Source organism: Allobosea psychrotolerans (assembly GCF_002917105.1).
Lineage (GTDB): Bacteria > Pseudomonadota > Alphaproteobacteria > Rhizobiales > Beijerinckiaceae > Allobosea > Allobosea psychrotolerans.
Window position 1 is genome coordinate 132,657 of the sequence record NZ_PQFZ01000004.1, and the last position, 14,983, is coordinate 147,639.

Annotated in this window: 16 protein-coding genes; 9 read left to right on the forward strand and 7 right to left on the reverse strand. The window is 66.0% G+C overall.

The window, feature by feature from the left end:
* Positions 1 to 276 precede the first annotated feature (276 nt).
* Positions 277 to 1,359 (forward strand): alpha/beta fold hydrolase, encoded by a 1,083-nt coding sequence (locus CYD53_RS08715; RefSeq protein ID WP_103717943.1) that lies wholly within the window; start codon positions 277 to 279, stop codon positions 1,357 to 1,359.
* A 37-nt stretch (positions 1,360 to 1,396) separates the two neighbouring features.
* Here CYD53_RS08715 and CYD53_RS08720 read toward each other — a convergent pair whose 3' ends face one another.
* Positions 1,397 to 1,801: a VOC family protein gene (locus CYD53_RS08720; protein WP_103717682.1), complete on the reverse strand. Its 405-nt coding sequence runs from the start codon at positions 1,799 to 1,801 to the stop codon at positions 1,397 to 1,399.
* A gap of 179 nt (positions 1,802 to 1,980) precedes the next feature.
* Here CYD53_RS08720 and CYD53_RS08725 point away from each other — a divergent pair, with 179 nt between their 5' ends.
* The 3 genes from CYD53_RS08725 to CYD53_RS08735 all read left to right on the forward strand — a co-directional run bounded on the left by CYD53_RS08725 (position 1,981) and on the right by CYD53_RS08735 (position 4,082).
* On the forward strand, positions 1,981 to 2,511 hold the full coding sequence (locus CYD53_RS08725; protein WP_103717683.1) for an isochorismatase family protein: 531 nt from the start codon (positions 1,981 to 1,983) through the stop codon (positions 2,509 to 2,511).
* A gap of 189 nt (positions 2,512 to 2,700) precedes the next feature.
* Positions 2,701 to 3,705, forward strand: coding sequence for a Vgb family protein (locus CYD53_RS08730; protein ID WP_245928149.1), 1,005 nt, complete (start codon positions 2,701 to 2,703; stop codon positions 3,703 to 3,705).
* A complete protein-coding gene (locus CYD53_RS08735; protein ID WP_103717684.1) occupies positions 3,702 to 4,082 on the forward strand; it encodes a c-type cytochrome in 381 nt (126 codons plus the stop codon). The genes CYD53_RS08730 and CYD53_RS08735 overlap by 4 nt, the downstream gene beginning before the upstream one ends.
* A gap of 119 nt (positions 4,083 to 4,201) precedes the next feature.
* Here CYD53_RS08735 and CYD53_RS08740 read toward each other — a convergent pair whose 3' ends face one another.
* The 6 genes from CYD53_RS08740 to CYD53_RS08765 form a co-directional block, all read right to left on the reverse strand.
* On the reverse strand, positions 4,202 to 5,194 hold the full coding sequence (locus tag CYD53_RS08740) for a branched-chain amino acid ABC transporter permease (protein ID WP_103717685.1): 993 nt from the start codon (positions 5,192 to 5,194) through the stop codon (positions 4,202 to 4,204).
* Positions 5,195 to 5,228: 34 nt separating this feature from the next.
* Positions 5,229 to 6,116 carry a branched-chain amino acid ABC transporter permease gene (locus CYD53_RS08745; protein WP_103717686.1) on the reverse strand — a complete coding sequence of 296 codons (888 nt, stop codon included), beginning with the start codon at positions 6,114 to 6,116 and terminating at the stop codon, positions 5,229 to 5,231.
* A 232-nt stretch (positions 6,117 to 6,348) separates the two neighbouring features.
* Complete coding sequence (locus CYD53_RS08750; RefSeq protein ID WP_103717945.1) at positions 6,349 to 7,554, reverse strand: ABC transporter substrate-binding protein; 1,206 nt, start codon at positions 7,552 to 7,554, stop codon at positions 6,349 to 6,351.
* Positions 7,555 to 7,635: 81 nt separating this feature from the next.
* Complete coding sequence (locus CYD53_RS08755; RefSeq protein WP_103717687.1) at positions 7,636 to 8,379, reverse strand: ABC transporter ATP-binding protein; 744 nt, start codon at positions 8,377 to 8,379, stop codon at positions 7,636 to 7,638.
* Entirely contained in the window at positions 8,369 to 9,133 is a 765-nt protein-coding gene (locus CYD53_RS08760) for an ABC transporter ATP-binding protein (RefSeq protein WP_103717688.1), read from the reverse strand. The genes CYD53_RS08755 and CYD53_RS08760 overlap by 11 nt, the downstream gene beginning before the upstream one ends.
* 164 nt (positions 9,134 to 9,297) lie before the next feature.
* Positions 9,298 to 9,927 carry a TetR/AcrR family transcriptional regulator gene (locus CYD53_RS08765; protein ID WP_103717689.1) on the reverse strand — a complete coding sequence of 210 codons (630 nt, stop codon included), beginning with the start codon at positions 9,925 to 9,927 and terminating at the stop codon, positions 9,298 to 9,300.
* A gap of 210 nt (positions 9,928 to 10,137) precedes the next feature.
* Between CYD53_RS08765 and CYD53_RS08770 the strand changes: the two genes are divergently transcribed.
* The 5 genes from CYD53_RS08770 to CYD53_RS08790 all read left to right on the forward strand — a co-directional run bounded on the left by CYD53_RS08770 (position 10,138) and on the right by CYD53_RS08790 (position 14,905).
* Positions 10,138 to 10,599, forward strand: coding sequence for a (2Fe-2S)-binding protein (locus CYD53_RS08770; protein WP_103717690.1), 462 nt, complete (start codon positions 10,138 to 10,140; stop codon positions 10,597 to 10,599).
* Between the two features lie 2 nt (positions 10,600 to 10,601).
* Entirely contained in the window at positions 10,602 to 12,767 is a 2,166-nt protein-coding gene (locus CYD53_RS08775) for a xanthine dehydrogenase family protein molybdopterin-binding subunit (protein ID WP_103717691.1), read from the forward strand.
* Entirely contained in the window at positions 12,767 to 13,387 is a 621-nt protein-coding gene (locus CYD53_RS08780; RefSeq protein WP_210202311.1) for an Isoquinoline 1-oxidoreductase subunit, read from the forward strand. The genes CYD53_RS08775 and CYD53_RS08780 overlap by 1 nt, the downstream gene beginning before the upstream one ends.
* Before the next feature lie 144 nt (positions 13,388 to 13,531).
* On the forward strand, positions 13,532 to 14,239 hold the full coding sequence (locus tag CYD53_RS08785) for a CoA transferase subunit A (protein ID WP_103717692.1): 708 nt from the start codon (positions 13,532 to 13,534) through the stop codon (positions 14,237 to 14,239).
* 12 nt (positions 14,240 to 14,251) lie between these two features.
* A complete protein-coding gene (locus tag CYD53_RS08790) occupies positions 14,252 to 14,905 on the forward strand; it encodes a 3-oxoacid CoA-transferase subunit B (RefSeq protein ID WP_069689839.1) in 654 nt (217 codons plus the stop codon).
* Positions 14,906 to 14,983 lie beyond the last annotated feature (78 nt).

A 14,983-nucleotide genomic window follows, 5' to 3' on the forward strand; every position in this document is an offset into this window, starting at 1 on the left:
GGCGCTGTGAGTTCTCCGTCTGGCTGCACGCGACGCCAACCTGACAGGGCACGGCGCCCCCTCATCCGGCGCTGCGCGCCACCTTCTCCCGCCCCATCTCGGGCTTGCCCGAGATGGGCAACCGAAAGTGTCAAAGTCGGCAACAGCCGACTTTGATGGGAGAACGGAAGAGCGTTGCACGCCGTCCCTTGCCTCGTCCCGTGTTCGGCGCGATCCTTCGATCAAGGGAGGATCGCCCGGCGGCAAGCCGTGGCGGCGACAACGAAGGTGCCCATCATGACCATCGCAAGCTGGCCGCGTCGCGCGGCTGCGGCCTTCATCCTGTCCATCGTCGCGATGGCGGCCTCCGCGGCCGACTATCCCGCGCCTAAGCGCGGCGTCTGGGTGGCCAAGGATTTCCGTTTTCAGAGCGGCGAGACCTTGGCCGAGCTGAAGCTCGGCTACGCCACGATCGGCGATCCCGCGGGTGAGCCTGTGGTGATCCTGCACGGCACGGCGGGCTCGGCGGCGAGCCTGCTGACGCCGGTCTTCGCGGGCGAATTATTCGGCCCGGGCCAGCCGCTCGATGCGGCGAAATACTTCATCATCCTGCCGGATTCGATTGGTGCCGGGGCCTCCTCCAAGCCCTCCGACGCACTGAAGGCAAAGTTCCCGCGCTATAATTACGAGGACATGGTCGCAGCCCAGCACAAGCTGGTCAGCGAGGGGCTGGGGCTGCGCCATGTCCGGCTCGTGCTCGGCAATTCGATGGGCGGCATGCATGTCTGGCTCTGGGGCGTCAGGCATCCCGATTTCATGGACGCGCTGGTGCCGATGGCTTCGCAGCCGACGCCGATGTCGAGCCGCAACTGGATGATGCGGCGCATGATCATCGACGCCGTCCGCAACGATCCGGAATGGAAGGGCGGCGAATACACTGTGCAGCCGCCGGCTTTCCGCACGGCCAATGTCTTCTTCGGTATCGCCACCAGCGGCGGCACGCTCGCCTATCAGAAGCTGGCGCCGACGCGCGAGGCTGCCGACGCACTGCTCGACGAGCGCCTGAAGGCCGCCTTCAGCGCCGATGCCAACGACTTCCTCTACCAGTGGGATTCCTCGCGAGACTACGACGCCTCCCAGGGCCTGGGCGCGATCAAGGCGCCGCTGCTGGCGATCAACTCTGCCGATGACGAGCGCAACCCGCCCGAAACCGGCATCATGGAGCGCGAACTGAAGCGCCTCGCCAATGGCAGGCTGCTGCTGATTCCGGCAAGCGAGGACACACGCGGCCATGGCACGACGGGGCTCGCGAAGTTCTGGGCCAGGGAGATGGGCGCCTGGCTCGCCGGTGTGCCCAAGCGCGCGGCGGGCGGGAATTGACGCGCTGTCCTTCCCCAGCGAGGGGAGAAGGGGAAGCTCACCCCTGCACGGCGGCGGGGTCCATCCACATGAGCTCCCAGACATGGCCGTCGAGATCCTGGAAGCCGTGGCCATACATGAAGCCGTGATCCTGAGGCTCCCTGTAGGTCGTGCCGCCGGCAGCCAGCGCCGCCTTGACCATGGCGTCGACATCAGCCCGGCTGTCGCGGGAGAGGCAGGTCAGCACCTCGACCGCCTGGCTCGTATCGGCGATCGGCCTGGGCGAGAAGCTGAGGAATTTCTCATGGGTCAGCAGCATCGCGAAGATGGTGTCGCTGATCACCATGCAGGTCGCGGTCTCGTCGGTGAATTGCGGATTGAACGAGAAACCGAGCGCCGTGAAGAAGGCGACCGAGGCGTCTAGATCCTTCACGGGCAGGTTGACGAAGATCATCTGTGGCATGGCGTTTCCTTTTCCCTTTGTGGTGTCCGGCCGGGCGTGACGGTCGAGCATTTTCGAGCGAAGTGGGCACCGGTTCGCAGATTTCCTGCGCTTCGGAGAAACGCGGAAATACTCTAGCATGGTGGCGCCGAGCGGTTCTTCGGTGTGCACATACGAAACCGCTGTTGAAAGACGCAGTCATGACCCTGCTTTCCGCCACCGACGCCATCCTCGTGGTCATCGATTTCCAGGCACGCCTGATGCCGGCGATCCATGACGGTGCGCGCCTGGTCGAAAACGCCAGGCGCCTGGTCGATGCCACCGGGCTGTTGGCGGTGCCGGTGCTGATGACCGAGCAGAATCCGGCCGGGCTCGGTGGCACGGTGCCGGAGCTCGCGGGCGCCGGCCCCGTGATCGCCAAGATGAGCTTCGATTCCTGCGCCGAACCCGCCTTCCTCGAGGCGCTGGCCGGCGATGCGCAGCTCGTCATTTGCGGCTGTGAGGCGCATGTCTGCGTCGGCCAGACCGTTCTGAGCCTGCTCGAGCATCGCCGCCGCGTTGCCGTGGTGCAGGATGCGATCGGTTCGCGCGCGCCTGAATCCAAGGAGGCTGCGATCGCGCGCATGGCGCGCCATGGCGCCGAGATCGTCACCACCGAGATGGTGGTATTCGAATGGCTCAGGACGGCGGCGCATCCGCAGTTCCGCGCCGCGGCGAAGCTGATCCGCTGAAGCTGCGCGAGCCCGGGCAGTGCAAGTTGCATCGTCCCGGTTTCACCATCATGTCGGTTTAATCAAGGAGCCAAGCGCTATCCCAGAGCGTTTTCGAAGAAAGCGCATTGAAATAAAAGATTGGAGCCATCGAACGATCCAGCGAGGTCGGACGTTGCTCTAGCCTCTGCCTGACGAAGGAGACGCTCCATGTTGCGCCGTTCCTTTCTCCAGCTCGGCCTCACCGGGCTTGCCGCCCCTGCCTTGATCGGCCGGACCGCCGCGATCGCAGCCGAGACGACCGAGACGAAATTCGCTGTCAGCTATTTCGATATTCCCGCGATCAAGGGCGCCCGCGACGTCACCGATGCCGGCGACGGCACGATCTGGGTCTGCGGCCAGCGCAATGGCACGCTTGGGCGTTTCGATCCACGCTCCGGCCAGCTCAAGGTGGTCGAACTCGGACGGGGCGCCGCACCTCATGGAGTCATCCGCGGGCCCGATGGCGCGGCCTGGGTGACGGAGGGCGGCCAGAACGCCATCGCCCGCGTCGACGACAAGACCCATGAGGTCGAGCTCTTCAAGCTGCCGGAAGGCCGGGCGCGTGCCAATCTCAACACCGGCGTCTTCGACACGAACGGCATCCTCTGGTTCACCGGCCAGAACGGCATCATCGGCCGCTTCGATCCGAGGACGCGCAAGATGGAGGTCTGGGACGCGCCGCGCGGGGCGGGCGCCTATGGTATCACCCTGACGCCCTCGGGCGAGGTCTGGTACGCCTCGCTCGCCGGCAACCACATCGCCAGGATCGACACCGGCACGGCCCAGGTCACGGTGGTCGAGCCGCCGACTCCCGGACAGGGCGCGCGCCGCGTCTGGTCGGATTCGAAGAACCGGGTCTGGGTCAGCGAATGGAATTCCGGCAATGTCTCGGCCTACGACACGCTGAGCAAGAGCTGGAAGACCTGGAAACTGCCGGGCGACAAGCCGCGCGCCTATTCGGTCTATGTCGACGATGCCGACAAGGTCTGGCTGACCGATTTCAGCGCCAACGCCATCGTGCATTTCGATCCGGTCACCGAGGCTTTCAACAGCTTCCCGAGCGACAAGGCCGGCGCCAATGTCCGCCAGATGGATGGCCGCTCCGGCGAGGCCTGGGGCGGCGAGAGTGGCAATGACCGGCTCGTGCGCATCCAGACGGTGAAACAGGCGTGACATACGCGCCGACCATCGTCGCGGCTGCGGCGCTCGCGCTCTCGGCCGGGGTTGCCGCGGCGCAGGATCTGGCGCGCGGCGAGGCGCTGTTCGAGCCCTGCAAGTCCTGCCACAGCCTCGATCCCGCCAAGCAGGGCATGGCCGGGCCGCATCTGGCCGGGCTCAAGGGGCGCGTCGTCGGCTCGGCCGAGGGCTTCGACTACTCGCCTGCCTTCAAGGCGGCGCGCGCCAAGCGCATCATCTGGGACGAGGCCCGCCTGAACGCCTATCTTGCCGACCCCGATGCGATGTTCAAGGGCGGCTGGATGAGCCCGCAGGGCCTCGACGACGAGGCCGATCGCGCCGCCGTCACGGCCTTCCTGATGCGCGGGCGGTAACGCTCTCGATCACGTCGCATTCGGACGGTTCCGTCCTAATGCGAAGGACGTGATCGATTCCTGGCGTTCAGAGCATTGCTCCTCACGAAGAACCGGTATCCACTTTTTCGCGCAATGCTCTACAGCGGCCGCCCGATCTTCTTCGCGATCACGCCCACAATGCCCTCGCGGAAGAGCAGCACGCAGACCACGAAGATCACGCCCTGCACCACCGTGACCCAGGCGCCCAGGCTCGCGAGATAGTTCTGCATGGAGACGATGACGAGCGCCCCGACGATCGGCCCGAAGACGGTGCCGAGCCCGCCGACCAGCGTCATCAGCACGACCTCGCCCGACATCGACCAATGCACGTCGGTCAGCGAGGCGAGCTGGAAGACGATCGCCTTGGTCGCTCCGGCGAGCCCGGCGAGGGAGGCCGAGAGCACGAAAACCGCGAGCTTGTACTGGTTGGCGCGGTAGCCGAGCGAGATCGCGCGCGGCTCGTTGTCCCGGATCGCCTTGCAAACCTGGCCGAAGGGCGAGTGGATGATGCGGTAGATCAGTAGCAGCCCGGCCATGAAGATGACCGCGACCACGTAGTAGAGAGCTCTGTCGCCGGTCAGATCGATCAGGCCGAAGAGCTTGCCGCGAGGCACCGCCTGGATGCCGTCCTCGCCGCCGGTGAACTTCGGCGCCTGCAGCGAGAAGAAGAACACCATCTGGGCGAGCGCCAGCGTGATCATGGCGAAATAGATGCCTTGCCGGCGGATTGCGAGCGCCCCGAAGGCCAGGCCCAGCACGGCCGAGACCAGCACGCCCGAAAGGATGGCGAGCTCCGGCGTCAGGCCCCAGTTCTTGGCGACATAGGCGCAGACATAGCTCGACATGCCGAAATAGGCGGCGTGGCCGAAGGAGAGCAGGCCGCCATAGCCAAGCAGCAGGTTGAAGGCGAGCGCAAACAGCGCAAAGCACATCACCTTCATCACGAAGACGGGATAGGCCAGGTAAGGCGCGACCAGCAGCACCGCGGCGAGGCCGATGAAGATTGCCCGGTGCAGCCGCTCGGTGCTCCGGCTCGTCTCGGCCAGTGCAATCGCGCCGGCCGGCGCCTCGACGGAAAGAACGTCAGCCATGGTCACATCCTCGCAGAGTTTGGGAGCGCGGCCATCACGCCGCCCGCCCGAACAGACCGGCGGGCTTCACCAGCAGCACCAGCACCATGATGATGAAGATGACCGTGGCCGAAGCTTCCGGGTAGAACACCTTGGTCAGGCCCTCGACCAATCCGAGCCCGAAGCCGGTGACGATCGCGCCCATGATCGAGCCCATGCCGCCGATCACGACGACCGCGAAGACGACGATGATCAAATCGGCGCCCATATTCGGATTGACCGAATAGATCGGCGCGGCGAGCACGCCGGCGAAGGCGGCGAGTGCGACGCCGAAGCCATAGGTCAGCGTCACCAGGAGCGGCACGTTGATGCCGAAGGCCTGGGTCAGGGTCGGGTTCTCGGTGGCGGCGCGCAGATAGGCGCCGAGCCTGGTCTTCTCGATCATGAACCAGGTCACGAGGCAGACCACGAGCGAGGCGCCAACGACCCAGCCGCGATAGTTCGGCAGGAACATGAAGCCGAGATTCTGCCCGCCCTTGAGCGCGTCGGGAATCTGGTAGGGCAGGCCCGAGGAGCCGTAGTTGTTGCGGAACAGGCCCTGGATGATCAGGGCCAGCCCAAAGGTCAGCAACAGCCCGTAGAGATGGTCGAGATTGGCGAGCCTGGCGATCAGGAAGCGCTCGATCAGCACGCCGAGGACGCCGACGATCAGGGGCGCGAGCAGGAGCGCCGCCCAGTAATTGATGCCGAGATAATTCAGGCACATCCAGGCGACGAAGGCGCCCATCATGTACTGCGCGCCATGGGCGAAGTTGATGATGTTGAGCAATCCGAAGATCACCGCCAGCCCGAGGCTGAGGATGGCGTAGAACGAGCCGTTGATCAGACCGAGCAGGACCTGGCCGAACAGCGCTTGTGGCGGGATTCCGAGAAGCTCGAACATTCAGTGGCTCGATCGTTTGGACGTCGAAGGTCTTGTCGGGACCTCGGCCGTCATTCCGGGCGGAGCGAAGCGGAAATCCGGAATCCATCGAAGGAAGCGACAGCTCTAGGATGGATTGCGGATCGGCGCCGTGGAGCTTGTCCTTGGGCCGGCCGAAGGCCGGACCCAAGGGCGGCTTGTCCGGAATGACGCCGGAGGAGTGGAAACCCGGCTCCGCCGGGTTTCCGGAGGCTCACTTCTTGACGAGCGGGCACTCGCTTTCGGAGAGCGGGCGGAAGGCCTTGTCGGCCGGCAGCACGGCGAGCTGCTTGTAGTAGTCCCAGGGCCCCTTCGATTCCGACGGCTTCTTGACCTCGAAGAGATACATGTCGTGCATCTTGCGGCCGTCGACGCGCACCGTGCCCTTGCCGAAGAGCGGATCGTCGGTGGGCATCTCCTTCATCTTCGCCATGACGGTGGCGGTGTCCTTGCTCTTGGCGGCCTCGACCGCCTTGAGATAGTGCAGCAGGCCGGAATAGACGCCGGCCTGCACCATGGTCGGCTTCTTGCCGTTGTTGAGCTTGGCGAAGCGCTCCGACCAGGCCCGGGTCTGGTCGTTGGTGTCCCAGTAGAAGGCCTCGGTCAGCACCAGGCCCTGCGCCGTCTGCAGGCCGAGCGCATGCACGTCGGAGGCGAAGACGAGGAGCCCGGCGAGCTTCTGGCCGCCGGCGACGATGCCGAATTCGCCGGCCTGCTTGATCGAGTTGATGGTGTCGCCGCCGGCATTGGCGAGCCCGATGACCTTGGCCTTCGAGGCCTGCGCCTGCAGCAGGAAGGAGGAGAAATCCGTGCCCGGGAACGGCGTGCGCACCGCGCCCAGCACCTTGCCGCCATTCTTGGTGATGACCTCGGTGGCGTCGCGCTCCAGCGCATGGCCGAAGGCATAGTCGGCTGTCAGGAAGAACCAGCTGTCGCCGCCCGCCTTGACCATCGCGCCGCCAGTGCCCTGGGCCAGCGCATAGGTGTCGTAGGTCCAGTGGATCGTGTTGGGCGTGCAGGCCTTGCCGGTGAGGTCGGAGGCCGCAGCGCCGGAATTGATGTGGATCTTGTTCTTCTCCTTGGTGATCTGGCTGACCGCCAGCGCCACCGAGGAGGTCGGCACGTCGAGGATCAGATCGACGCCGTCCTGATCATACCATTGCCTGGCGATGGTCGAGCCGACATCGGGCTTGTTCTGGTGGTCGGCCGAGACGATCTCGACCTTGATGCCCTTCTCTGCGGCCTTGAAATCCTCGACTGCGAGGCGCGCGGCGATGACCGAGCCCTCGCCGGAGAGGTCGGCATAGAGGCCGGAGCGGTCGTTCAGCACGCCGGCCTTGACGGAGATCTGCTGGGCGAGTGCCGGGCTCGCCATCAGCGTCGCCAGCGCCGTCGTGGCCAGAATGGTCTTGAGTTTCATCATGGTTCTCTCCCTGGAGTGAATGTCGTTTTCGACGTTGTTCTTGTTGGTGAAGTGCCTGGTCTTGGCTTCTGTGTGGCTTCAGACTCCGAGATAGCCGTGGAGCTTGTCGATATTGGCATCGAGCTCGTCATTGGGGATCATGTCGATGACCTTGCCCTGCTCGACGACATAGTGCCGGTCGGCGACGGTCGCGGCGAAGCGGAAATTCTGCTCGACCAGGATGATGGTGAAGCCCTCGCGCTTCAATCGCGCGATGGTGCGCCCGATCTGCTCGATGATGACCGGGGCCAGCCCCTCGGTCGGCTCGTCGAGCAGGAGGAGATGGGCGCCGGTACGCAGGATGCGGCCGATCGCCAGCATCTGCTGCTCGCCGCCCGAGAGCTTCGTGCCCTGGCTCTTCAAGCGCTCCTTGATGTTGGGGAAGAGCTCGAAGATCTGCTCGAGCGAGAGCCCGCCCGGCCTGACTTGCGGCGGCAGCAGCAGGTTCTCCTCGACGCTGAGGCTGGCATAGATGCCGCGCTCCTCCGGCACATAGCCGATGCCGAGCCGGGCGATGGCGCGCGAGGGCAGGGCGATCGTCTCCGTGCCCTCGAGCACGACCGAGCCCCGGCGCTTGTTCATGACCCCCATGATCGATTTCAGCGTCGTCGTCTTGCCGGCGCCGTTGCGGCCGAGCAGCGTCACCACCTCGCCCGGCGCAACGTCGAAATCGATGCCGTGCAGCACATGGCTCTCGCCATACCAGGCTTCGAGCCCGCGCACCTTGAGCAGCGGAGCTGTGTCGGCCGTGGGCGCTCCGGCCGCCGTCGTCCTAGTGAGCATGGTCGCCCCCCGAGCCGATATAGGCCTCGATCACGCGCGGATCCTTCGAGACCGCGGAATAGTCGCCCTCGGCCAGCACCTGCCCGCGTGCCAAAACCGTGATGCGGTCCGAGAGCGAGGCGACGACCGAGAGATTGTGCTCGACCATCAGGATGGTGCGGTTGACCGAGACCTTGCGGATCAGGGCCTCGATGCGCTCGACATCCTCGCGGCCCATGCCGGCCATCGGCTCGTCGAGCAGCAGCATTTCGGGATCGAGCGCCAGCGTCGTGGCGATCTCGAGCGCGCGCTTGCGGCCATAGCTGAGCTCGGCCGCCGCCAGGCCGGCGAAGGCACCGAGCCCGACCGCATCGAGGAGGCGCATCGCCTCCTCGTCGAGCCCGGCCAGCACCTTCTCCGAGCGCCAGAAATCGAACGAGTCGCCGCGCTTGCGCTGCAGCGCGATGCGCACATTGGTCAGCACGCTGAGCTGCGGGAACACCGCTGAGATCTGGAAGGAGCGCACGAGGCCGAGCCGCGCGATCTCGGCGGGCTTCTCGCGCGTGATGTCGCGGCCGTTATAGACGATCGCGCCCTTGGTCGGGCTGAGGAATTTGGTCAGCAGATTGAAGCATGTCGTCTTGCCGGCGCCGTTGGGGCCGATCAGCGCATGGATATGTCCGCGCCGGACCTTGAGGTCGACGCCGCTGACGGCCTTGAAGCCGCCGAAGTCCTTGGTCAGTCCCGCCGTCGACAGAATGATGTCGTCAGCCATGGCAATTGCCAGAGCGTGCCATCGTATTCTTTCTTCTTGTTACGTTTCCCCTTGCAGTCATGCTGCACTGCGCCGCGAGCGAGTGTCAACGGCGGCTTCTGCCGGTAATTGCGGCGGTTTCGACGCGAATTACGACGTTTGGCTAAGGCGGGAGATGAAAACCCTCAATCCCGGCCCGTCGGCGCCAGGGCGGCGGCGAAGATCGATGCGAGATCGCGCAGGCGGGCCCCGTAAGTTTCGCACGAGAGTTTGGCGCCGACCTTCGCGCCCGCTGCGGCCTGCATCAATGTCGCCACGAAGGTGGCCGTCGAAAGCCCGCTGCGCGACAGGCTGATTTCGCCCGCGGCTTCCGCCTTTTCGAGGAGCGTGGTGGCATGACGCGTGAAGATGCTCTCGAACGCCTGCACCTCGGCGCTGGCGACGCTCGTCATCACGGCCTTGAGCTCGACGAGGTGCTCGCCCGCGCCGAAACAGGCGTAGCCGGTGCCGAAATGCGCGTCGAGCAGCGCCGCGAGCCGCTCCGGAAATGGGGCCGCCATCGTCATCACGCGCTGGCAGCGGGCGTCGACCCGCTGGCCGGTCCGCAGCATCATCGCCCGGAAGACGTCGTCCTTGCCCTTGAAATGCAGATAGAGCGTCGCCTTGGCGAGGCCGGCCTCCTTGGCGATGTCGTCCATCGAGGTGCGCTTGAAACCATAGCGCGCGAAACGGCGCAGGGCCGCATCCGCGATCTGGTCGATGCGGGTCGTGGCGTCATCCGGGAACCCGGCGGAACAATCGTGGCGATCAGGCATTCTCGATCTTGACGAATTCCAAGGTTTGAGCGACAGTCCTCATTAGACTGGATTTGTCCATCGAGTCCAATTTGCTCTGCGCGGACGGGTGATCCGCCTGATCTCCGATATGTCAGATCAGGCGAGCAAGATCGACCCTTCATCCGCAGCGCAGACCCGCATTTTGTCAGGCCCGGTCTTTCCTGAGTTCATGCCATCCGCGAGGCAGCCATGGCCCATACATTCAAGGTCAACGGAACGACGCATAGCGTCGATATCGACGACGACACGCCCCTGCTGTGGGCGCTGCGCGACAATCTCGGCCTCACCGGCACCAAATTCGGCTGCGGCGTCGCGCAATGCGGCGCCTGCACCGTCTATCTCGACGGCAAGCCGCTGCGCTCCTGCGTGACGCCGGTCTCCGCCGTGGCCGGCGCCGAAATCACCACGATCGAGGCGATCTCCGGCCGCGAGGCCGAAGCCGTCCAGGCCGCCTGGACCGCCGGCGACGTGCCGCAATGCGGCTATTGCCAGTCGGGCCAGGTGATGAGCGCGGTCGCCCTGCTCAAGGAGAACAAGAAGCCGACCGACCAGGACATCGATCTCGCCATGAACGGCAATATCTGCCGCTGCGCGACCTATGCCCGCATCCGCGCCGCGATCCATAGCGCCGCCCGCTCGCTGGAGGTCTGATCATGACCGCTCACGACATCGCTCTCTCGCGCCGCGCGCTCCTGGCCGGGGCCGGCGCTCTCGTCATCGGGCTGCATCTGCCTGAGGTTGCCAGGGCGCAATCCGCGCGCCCCGCGGGCGGCGCAGCCGTCCTCGCGCCCAACGCCTTCGTCCGCGTCGCCGCCGACGACACGGTCACCGTCCTGATCAAGCATATCGAGTTCGGCCAGGGGCCGTTCACCGGCCTCACCACGCTCGTCGCCGAGGAGATGGACGCCGATTGGGGCCAAATGCGCGCCGAGCATGCGCCGGCCGACGTCAAGCTCTACGCCAACCTCCTCTTCGGCGTGCAGGGCACCGGCGGTTCCTCGGCCATCGCCAATTCCTTCGAGCAGATGCGCAAGGCCGGCGCGACGGCGCGCGCCATGCTGGTGCAGGCGGCAGCCGAGGCCTGGAAGGTCCCGGCTGGTGAGATCACCGTCGAGGCGGGCGTGCTCAAGCATCCCACAGGCAAGCAGGGCCGCTTCGGTGAGTTCGCCGGGGCCGCTTCCAAGCTGCCCGTGCCCGAGACCGTGTCGCTGAAGCAGCCGGCGAATTTCCGCCTGATCGGCAGGGAAGGCGCGGTCAAGCGCCTCGACAGCGCCGACAAGGCGCGTGGCAAGGCCCAGTTCACCATCGACATCCATACGCCGGGCATGCTGACGGTCGTCGTCGCCCGCCCGCCGCGCTTCGGCGGCAAGATGGCGAGCTTCGACGCTGCCGAGACGCTGAAGGTCAAGGGTGTGGTCGACGTCAAGCCGATCGGCTCCGGTGTCGCAGTCTATGCCACGGGCATGTGGCCCGCGATCAAGGGACGCGAGGCGCTGAAGGTCTCCTGGGACGAGAGCGCCGCCGAGAAGCGCGGCAGCCGCGAGCTCATCGCCGAATACCGGGCGCTGGCGCGCACGCCGGGCACCGTCGTCGGCAAGCATGGCGATGCCGAAGCCGTGCTCGCCAAGGCCGACACGGTGGTCGAGGCGGAGTTCGTCTTCCCCTATCTGGCGCATGCGCCGATGGAGCCGCTCGACGGCTATCTCGAATGGGACGGAACCCAGGCGCTCGCCCGCTTCGGCAGCCAGTTCCAGACGACCGAACACGCCACCATCGCGGCCGTGCTGGGCTTGCCCCAGGACAAGGTCAGGCTCGAGACCATGCTGGCGGGCGGCTCCTTCGGCCGCCGCGCCCAGGTCAGCCAGCATCTGGCGGCCGAGCTCGCCATGGTCGCCAAGGCGATCGGCCCCAACCGCCCGGTCAAGCTTGTCTGGACGCGCGAGGACGATCTCACCGGCGGCTATTACCGCCCGCTCTTCCTGCACAAGCTGCGTGGCGCGGTGAAGGACGGCAAGATCGCGGCCTGGACCGACAGCATCGTCGGCCAGTCCTTCTTCCTCGGCACGCCCTTCGAGGCGATGGTGGTGAAGAACGGCATCGATTCGACCATGGTCGAGGGCGCCAACGAACTGCCTTACGACATCGCCGATTTCGCCTGCGAGGTGCACACCGCCAAGGTCGGCGTGCCGACCTTGTGGTGGCGCTCGGTCGGCCACACCCACACGGCCTATGCGGTCGAATGCTTCGTCGACGAATTGCTGCAGGCTGCCGGGCTGGACCCGGTCGCGGGCCGGCTTGCCATGATGGGCAAGGAGCCGCGCGCGATGGGCGTGCTCAAGGCGGTGGCCGAGCTCGCCAAATGGAACGGACCCAACTCCGTCGAGGGCAGGGCGCGTGGCGTCGCGGTGGTCGAGAGCTTCGGCTCCTTCGTCGCCCAGATCGCCGAGGTCTCGCTCGGGAGCGATGGCGAGCCCAAGGTCCACAAGGTCTGGTGCGCGGTCGATTGCGGCGTCGCGGTCAATCCCGACGTCATCCGCGCCCAGATGGAGGGTGGCATCGGCTTCGGCATCGGTCATGCGCTCTATGGCGAGATCACGCTCGATGCCGGCAAGCCGGTGCAGACGAATTTCGACAGCTACCGCTCGCTGCGTATCCACGAGATGCCGGCGGTCGAGGTCACGATCATCGCCTCGACGGAGAAGCCGACCGGCGTCGGCGAGCCCGGCGTTCCGCCGATCGGGCCGGCGGTGGCCAATGCCTTGGCGCGATTGGGGCAGGTCCGGCCCCGGCAATTGCCGATGGTTGGAGGAACGGTCTGATGCGGCCTCTCCTCCTCGCGAGCGCCGCGGCGCTGGCGCTCGGCCTCGGCGGCACGGCGCTGACCTTCGCCCAATCCGCGCCGCAGCGTCGCGGCCCGCCCCTGCAGGATGCCGCGAGCTTCTCGAGCATCCCCAACCAGCAGGCGCGCTCGGCCGCGCTGTTTGGCGAGATCGGCAAGGTGCTGACGCATCCGCGCTGCATGAACTGCCATCCGGCGACGGAGCGCCCGCGCCAGACCGATGCGCGCCGCCTGCACCAGCCCGTGGTGGTCCGCGGCAAGGACGGCCATGGCGCGCCGGGCCTGGAATGCGCCACCTGCCACGGCAAGCAGAACTACGATCCCGCCCGCATGCCCGGCGACGGGCACTGGGCGCTCGCCCCGGCCTCGATGGCCTGGGAGGGCAAGACGCTGGGCCAGATCTGCCTGCAGCTCAAGGACCAGAGCCGTAATGGCGGCCGCGACCTCGCGGCCATCGTCAAGCACGTCACCACCGACACGCTGGTGCTCTGGGGCTGGAATCCAGGCCCCGGCCGCGAGCCGGCGCCGGGCACCAACGCCCAGTTCGGCGCGTTGATGCAGGCCTGGGCGGATAGCGGCGCGGCCTGTCCGGCGTCGTGAGGCCGGCAATGCGACGCGCAGCCCCCCTCCTTTTGGGAGGGGGGCTGCGCGCCTTTAGTCTACCTCATGTTGCAACCGCCCCTCGCGCTCGGCTAGTGCTTAGCAAGCCCTCCGGCCAGTCATTCCAGCGGCAAAGGCAACGCGATGTCGAAGAAGGTTTTTCCTGACGCCAAGGCGGCTCTCGCCGGCGCCATCAAGGACGGCATGACCCTCATGGCCGGCGGCTTCGGCCTTTGCGGCATTCCCGATATCCTGATCGAGGCGGTGCGCGAGAGCGGCGCCAAGGACCTGACCTTCATCTCCAACAACGCCGGCATCGACGGCGCGGGCCTCGGCATCCTGCTCGAGACCCGGCAGATCAAGAAGATGATCTCGTCTTATGTCGGCGAGAACAAACTCTTCGCCCAGCAGTTCCTCGCCGGTGAACTCGAGCTCGAATTCACCCCGCAGGGCACGCTGGCCGAGCGCATCCGCGCCGGCGGAGCGGGCATTCCGGCCTTCTTCACCAAGACCGGCGTCGGCACGCTGGTCGCGGAAGGCAAGGAGGAGCGGGTTTTCGACGGCGAGCGCTACATCATGGAGCGCGGCCTCTTCGCCGACATCTCGCTGATCCATGCCTGGAAGGGCGATACCGAAGGCAATCTCGTCTACCGGAAGACGGCGCGCAACTTCAATCCGATGATGGCCTCGGCCTCGCGGCTGACCATCGCGCAGGTCGAGCATCTCGTCCCGGCGGGCGAGATCGATCCCGATCACATGCATACGCCGGGCATCTTCGTGAAGCGCATCGTCCACGTCACCAATGCGGCCAAGCGCATCGAGCAGCGCACCACCCGCAAGCGCGCGGCTTAAGGAGTTCGAGACATGCCCTGGACCCGTGAACAGATCGCAGCCCGCGCCGCGAAGGAACTCAAGGACGGCTACTACGTCAATCTCGGCATCGGTATTCCGACGCTGGTCTCGAACTACATCCCAGAGGGGGTTTCGGTTCAGCTCCAGTCCGAGAACGGCATGCTCGGCATGGGCCCCTTCCCCTATGAGGGCGACGAGGATCCCGACCTGATCAACGCCGGCAAGCAGACCATCACCGAACTCCCGACGACGAGCTATTTCTCCTCCGCCGACTCCTTCGGCATGATCCGCGGCGGCCATATCGACCTCTCGATCCTGGGGGCCATGCAGGTCGCCCAGAATGGCGACCTCGCCAACTGGATGATCCCCGGCAAGGTGGTGAAGGGCATGGGCGGCGCCATGGACCTCGTCGCCGGCGTCAAGAAGGTCGTCGTGGTGATGGAGCATGTCGCCAAGAACAAGGACGGCTCGGAATCGGCCAAGCTGCTCAAGGCTTGCGACCTGCCGCTGACCGGGGCCGGCGTGGTCGACATGGTGATCACCGATCTCGGCGTCTTCACGATCGACGAGAATGGCGGCGGCATGAGCCTGATCGAACTGGCCGAGGGCGTCACGCTGGAGGAGATCACCAGCAAGACGGAAGCGGCGTTCAAGGTGGCGCTTTAAGGATGGGTGTCATCCCGTGCGCGCTGCGGCATGCAATGCCGCGGCGCAGACACGGGATCGCTCTCAGAAAGAGGCTCC